The sequence below is a fragment of the Candidatus Krumholzibacteriia bacterium genome, from assembly GCA_035649275.1.
Taxonomy (GTDB): Bacteria; Krumholzibacteriota; Krumholzibacteriia.
Genome location: DASRJW010000101.1, coordinates 268,209 through 274,208 on the forward strand (window position 1 = coordinate 268,209; position 6,000 = coordinate 274,208).

A 6,000-nucleotide genomic window follows, 5' to 3' on the forward strand; every position below is an offset into this window, starting at 1 on the left:
GTTGGCCCCGTCGCCGCCGCCGATGGTCACCACCACGAGCGGTCGCGGCAGGGTCTCGAGGAAGGACGCCTCGCGCTCGCCGTCCGTGGCCTCGGAGCCCGTGACAAACCCCACGAAGCGCGTCTTGGCCGCCACCTCCGGCTCGAAGCCGTAGGCCGTGACGGGGTCGAAGACCCCCTGCATGCCGTACACCAACACCTGGTCATAGAGTCGCGCGAGCACCGCTTGCGTGCCCTCGCGTGCCCAGACGCCGCGAACGCTCACCGGATCGTCGATGACGTCGCGCATTCCCAGCACGCGGATGCAGTCGCGCCTCTCCAGCTGCTCGAGCGCCGGCAGCATCTCGTTGCCCATGCCGGTCGGCGCGTGGTCGACTACCAGGAGATCGGGCTCGAAGTCCTTGGCGGTGCGCAGCAGGATCTCACGGCGCAATGCCGTGATCTCGCCCCCGGGCAGCTCGAGGGAGCGTGAGGCGTAGCGTGATGGTGCGATCTTCCGTACCGATGGCAGCTTGACGTAGTCCATCCCCGGCGGTACGGCGAACCCATGCACCACCGGCGAGCCGGTGGCGAGGAGGAGCGAGAGGTGCGGGTCTTGGCGCAACATCGCCCGGGCCAGGTTCAGCGAGCGCCGCAGATGCCCCAGCCCGAACGTGTCGTGCGAGTACAGCAGGACTCGCCTGCCGTCCAAGGAAGTTCGCTGCCGCCTCCTGCCGGTCTCGCGCTGCAACGCTCGCGTGGCCTCGCGCTGCGGCTCTCGCGTGGCATCAGGCTGCAACCGTCGCCCAGACTCGCTGCTGCTCCCGCCGCTGCCGTTCCCGCCCCGACGCAGTGCGGTCGAGAGGGCGACGCGGATCTCGGGGGCCAGGAATGGCTTCATGACATAGGCCGAAGCACCGGCGGCCTCGATGCGCGCCACCGTCTCGTCGTCGGCGTGAGCGGTCACGAAGACAATGGCCGCTCCGTGGCGCGCCGTCAGTTCGCCTGCGGTCGCGATACCGTCCAGGCCGCCTGGGAGGCGGACGTCCATGAGCACGAGGTCAGGCAGGCTCACCGCAGCGCAGGCTAGTGCTTCCGCACCGTCCGCAGCCGTGCCGCACAGTTCGTAACCCAGATCGACCACGAGCCGAGCCAAATGCAGCTGCACGACCGGTTCATCTTCGACGACGAGCACACCAGGCATCGCGACTCACTCCTTGGGAGAGCCCAGCCCGCCCGGGACCATGCGGTTCTCCGCATGCCTGCCTCCTAGGGCGGAGGCATCCAAAGGGAAGCTGCTCGCACAGCCGGCGCCATTCCCGCATCCCGGTATCAACTTGCTCTAGGGCAGGGGCTTGCAGCGCCAGCAAGGAGGCGCTCCAGCGTGGATCCCTGTCTCGAAGTGTCTCGAAGCGTCGCGCCGGCCTTGCGGTGAGACAGTGCGAGACGGTGGATGCACCGTTTAAGAGCCGACACCTCTGGCCCGATCGATGCTTTCTTACGAGTCCATGGAGCTCCGACTACGGCGGAAGCGAGCCTTCGCTACAGTCACGCCGCTCAGGCCATTGTCGCTGAGCCCGCTCAGCTTCAAAGACCGTTGGATCGTCATCGTGATGATCTTCAGCGTCCTCCTGTTCATGGTTGTGTTCGCGAGATTCGTTCTGCTTCGGGCGTCGGAAACCTTGTCGCCCTCGAAAGAGCCCTGGCCTCAAGGTGGGCCGTGAGGCCAGTGGCCGCGCTCGTGCTCCGGGAGTCCGCCTCGGGAGTCCACCGTGAGAGAATTCATCCGGGATGACGACAGCCGGTTACGCGTAGTTGGGGGCTTCCGCCAGTTCCTGCTCGACTACCGTCAGCCCACGACCCCGCGCGCGACTTGGACCGAAGCTGAATACGCGGCTGCTGCGACCAAGAAGCGCAGTCGCGCCGAGCGGCTACTCGAGTCCTTCCGCCACTGGTCCGTGCCGTTGGACGGTGTGGCGTTACTCGATGTCGCTTGCGGTGATGGAAGCAACGTTCTGGTGCTCGGCGAGCAGCCGGCGAGAATTCTCGTGGGCATCGACCTCGAACTACCCCTGTTCACACCCAACGGGAGAGGGGAGCAAGCGCGAAGGCTCGCAGCTACAATGGGCCAGGCCTCAGGTGCATTGCCACCAGGCACAACGCAATTTGCGCGGATGAACGCCACCTCCCTTGGTTTCGCGACGGGGACGTTCGATGTTTTGATGTCCCGTTCGGCGACGGAGCACATCAGACCCATCGAGCCGGCTTTGCAAGAGATGGTGCGCGTGGTCAAAGGCGGCGGCCTGATTCATCTGAGTATCGATCCCTATTACTGGGTTCGCGGCTGTCACAAGCGCGGCATCGTCGATATTCCCTGGGCGCACGCGAGGCTGACGCTGTCTGAGTATGATCGTTTTGTCGCGACCCATGAGGGCGAGCGCGTCGCTGCAAGGCGCTACAAGCGTCTGGATACTCTGAACCGCTTCACCGTAGCGGAATGGCGACAGGTGATCGACCAGATGGGCTGCGAAGTTCTCGAATGGAGACAGAGCTACTCCACATTGGGCGACCAGGTGCTCGCCCGGTACCCCGACGTCCTGGCGACCCTGCTGCCCGGCGTCACCCGCGAGGACCTCCTGTGCGAGCGCATCAAGGTCTGGCTACGAAATCGTCCTCGTGCCAACGTCACTCCACGAGCACCAACTTGCGCGCCTGCACCCCGTGCTCGGTCCTGAGCCGAACCACATACACCCCGGCCGCCAGCTTGATTCTGCTTCGCTCATCCTCGACCGACCAGATCCACTGCCCTGTTCCGGGTCGCAGCCAGCCTTCGAAGACGCGGGCCACCTCGCGCCCGGCCACGTCGTACACGGTGCGCCGCACCCTCTCGCCGTAACCGCTCGAAAACGGGATCACCACGCGCCCGCTTGCCGGGTTCGGATAGAGAGCCATGAGCCGCGTTGGGGCGCCGGCGGGAGTTCGAGGGACCAGGTGACGATTGCGACATGACAGCATTGGCAGCTCTGCAACCCGTGGATCGATCGGTGTCTCAATCGAGGGAGCGTGCGCCGCCTAACAAGGTTCAGGCACCACGTGCGGGCGCTGGCGCCTACGGCGGTGAAGAGGGCGATGAACGATCGGAGGGGTCGGAGGCAGTACCTCACGGTACTCTACCTCCTTCGACACGGCACTTATCGACCGAGGCCGCGTGCGCCGGGTATTAGTTTCCGAACGGCGTCAGTGTATCTTGGCGGATCTATTCGCTCAACAGGGAAAGCGTTGGGGTCACGCCTTATTGAAATCTGAACAGGGGATGGGTCTCTGGTCAGGTTGGAGGCCTGGTCAGAGCACCTCGGGTGAAGACCGTGTGCCGGAGCCAGAATGCGCACGGTCGAACCACCCCCGGCCCACGGGCTGTCGCGGGGCCGGGGGTCTTCGAAAAAGGACTTCAGGGTTTCGTCGCTTCCGTCTCGGTCGCTGTGGGTGCAGACGGGAAGAGTCGCTGGAGCCACGCCTGCCACACCGGCTCCTCGCGCGCGACGACGGCCTGCGCCTGCTCGCCGTACAGGTAGAAGCGAACCGACAGGCAGGTTTGGCCTCCCATGGGCATCGCGAAGAGATGGGCGATGCCAGGCGCCGGCTGCTCGAGCCGCAACAGCAACTCTTCCGGGTCGTCGCTCTCGCCGATCCGCTCGACCACGCCAGACACGCTGGGCGCGCTGGCAGCCGACTTGACCGACTGCCCGACCGCAACACCCACGAGACCCAGCGGCTCCATGAGCGCGGCCCATGCCTTGTCCTTGGGCTCCTGGCTGAAGGGCATGAGCTGGATTTGCGAGCAGGATCGACCTCGGAAGTGGACGAGATAGAGCTTGAGAATGCGGAAGAACGCGGGCCAGCCTTGCTCGACGCCCTCGAACTGACTGTCCCAATCGTCCGTGCTCGCGAACCAGCTGTGGACGACGCGGACCCGACAAACTCCTCCCGATAGCGCCTCGATCGTCCACTCGGTTGTCATCGTCGGCGAGCCGGGACCCATGCCGCCGGGATTCTCGGCGGCGAACCGACGGGGAGGATCCCAGGCGGTGACGGTGGCTTTCGATTCCATGCCCGGTCCGAAATCGAGAACGATGGCACCACCTTCTCGGCCTTCGATCCGGCAGGGGGCGAACCAGGACGTGACTCCGGGTCCGGTCGCGATGGCCTGCCAGACCTCCTCCGGAGTCCCGGGGACTTCGGTCTCGACTCCGATGGAACGCTTTCCGGATGGATGCTTCTTCACGGGCATGATGTGTCCTTTCGGGTCTTGCCGGGCAGTGGATGGGCGACGACCACCAGGCGATGCGCCCTGCCGCCAGGCACGGACTCATCGTGGTAGCGAGCGACGAGCTGGGTGATGGCCCTGGTGAGTTCGCTCGTGAACTCCGCGCGCTCCGCCGGGGAGCGAAAACGGACCTCGGAGTCTATCGAAAGCGTGGCGAGATGCTTGCCTTTCTCCTGCGAGCGTCTAACGAGCTCGCCGACCTCGCGCACCACCCTGGCGGCGAGTGCGATCAGGTAGCGGGCCGAAAGCCTATCCGAAGCGCGGGCGGGGTCGCTCGCGGCTTCCCCGAGAGCGGCCGGTGACACGACGTAGGACCTGGCGGTCGCCAGCAGGCGTCGCTCGACCAAGCCTCCCCACCGCCGCTCCTCGACCGGTCGGATGAGCCCCTGGGCCTCGAGCGCCCGCAGGTGATAGTTCACCTTCTGGCGCGCGAGCCCCACTCGCGGGGCGAGCGAGGCCGCCGAGCCGGGTTCGGCGAGCTCGGCTAGTAGCCGGGCCCGCACCGGGTCGAGTGCCACCACCGCAGCGGCCGGGTTCTCGATGACTTCGAGATCGAGCATGCGCCGATTAGAGCACTGACAACTTTTGTTGTCAAGCTCGTCCACCAGGATCGTAGCGCGATATAACGTCATATTTGATAACGGCTTAATGAGAAACCTGTGGGAAGGACGACCGCGGTGGCGTCGGTTCGCATGCCGACGCAGGGAATCGTGCGAATCGATGGACACGACCTGAGCACGATCAAGCTGGACAGCTATCGCAACCATCTGGGCGTCGTGCTGCAGGACGAATTCTTATTCGAGGGGACGATCGCAGAGAACATCCTCTTCGCACGCCCCGATGCAAGCAAAGACAGGCTCCTGGACGCGGTCACGGCGGCGCACGTCAAGGAATTCACTGATCGCTTAGAGAACGGATTGGATACGCTGATTGGTGAGCGCGGCGTGAAGCTCTCGGGTGGCTAGCTCAAACGGGTGTCGATCGCTCGGGCGCTGCTTGCCGACCTGCGTATCCTCATTCTCGATGAAGCCACTTCGAACCTCGACACCGAAAGTGAGGCGTACATCAAGCAAGTTTCGGGCGCCTCATGGCCGGCCGGACGACGATCGTGATCGCCCACCGTCTGAGCACGCTCCGGCGCGCCGATCAGATTCTCGTCCTCGAGCATGGGCGTATCGTCGAGCGCGGGACGCATGACGAGCCCGTGGCGGGCGATATCACGCAATCTACACGTATCAGGTGCAGATCTAGACTCGACCCGGTGTTCGCGAAGCGCGCGGTTCGCGCGGGCCGCGATAGAAGGAGGCAAGGGATGAACGGGCGTCTCGCGAGGCGGACTGGCCAGGGGACTGTCTTTCGAGCTAGCAGCCCTACCGTGGACGTAACATCTATCCTCCGGTAATCTCCACAGCCGTAGCCACCTGTCCTTAGGCGCGGCTGTAGCTCAGGTGGATAGAGCAGCGGACTTCTAAAGCGTCCAAGGCCAAAATGACTCGAACTGCCCCGACCACCGAACCTATGTCAAATCAATCGGAAACGAGGATGACGCAAGCAGGTAGCTCGCTCGACGTAGCTTCGTTCGGGGAGCCGGTTTCAGCGCGTTTCAACGGGATTCCTGGGACAAGTTGGGAACGAACCGGGAACGCCGCCGATGGGCTCGCATACTCCCGAGCCTAGGCCCGGGGGCGCCGGGGTTGG

At 64.7% G+C, this 6,000-nt stretch carries 4 protein-coding genes and 2 pseudogenes; 2 read left to right on the forward strand and 4 right to left on the reverse strand.

Annotated elements, in window-relative coordinates:
- Positions 1-855 precede the first annotated feature (855 nt).
- Positions 856-1,182, reverse strand: a pseudogene (locus VFE28_11025) (response regulator).
- A 568-nt stretch (positions 1,183-1,750) separates the two neighbouring features.
- Here VFE28_11025 and VFE28_11030 point away from each other — a divergent pair.
- Positions 1,751-2,713: a class I SAM-dependent methyltransferase gene (locus VFE28_11030; protein HZM16526.1), complete on the forward strand. Its 963-nt coding sequence runs from the start codon at positions 1,751-1,753 to the stop codon at positions 2,711-2,713.
- Here the strand turns inward: VFE28_11030 and VFE28_11035 are convergent.
- The 3 genes from VFE28_11035 to VFE28_11045 all read right to left on the reverse strand — a co-directional run bounded on the left by VFE28_11035 (position 2,664) and on the right by VFE28_11045 (position 4,862).
- Positions 2,664-2,930, reverse strand: coding sequence for a T9SS type A sorting domain-containing protein (locus VFE28_11035; GenBank protein HZM16527.1), 267 nt, complete (start codon positions 2,928-2,930; stop codon positions 2,664-2,666). The two genes, VFE28_11030 and VFE28_11035, sit on opposite strands and share 50 nt — an antisense overlap.
- 496 nt (positions 2,931-3,426) lie before the next feature.
- A complete protein-coding gene (locus VFE28_11040; GenBank protein HZM16528.1) occupies positions 3,427-4,266 on the reverse strand; it encodes an SRPBCC domain-containing protein in 840 nt (279 codons plus the stop codon).
- Entirely contained in the window at positions 4,257-4,862 is a 606-nt protein-coding gene (locus tag VFE28_11045) for a helix-turn-helix domain-containing protein (protein HZM16529.1), read from the reverse strand. The genes VFE28_11040 and VFE28_11045 overlap by 10 nt, the downstream gene beginning before the upstream one ends.
- A 144-nt stretch (positions 4,863-5,006) precedes the next feature.
- Between VFE28_11045 and VFE28_11050 the strand changes: the two are divergent.
- Positions 5,007-5,553 (forward strand): annotated as a pseudogene (locus VFE28_11050) (ATP-binding cassette domain-containing protein).
- Positions 5,554-6,000 lie beyond the last annotated feature (447 nt).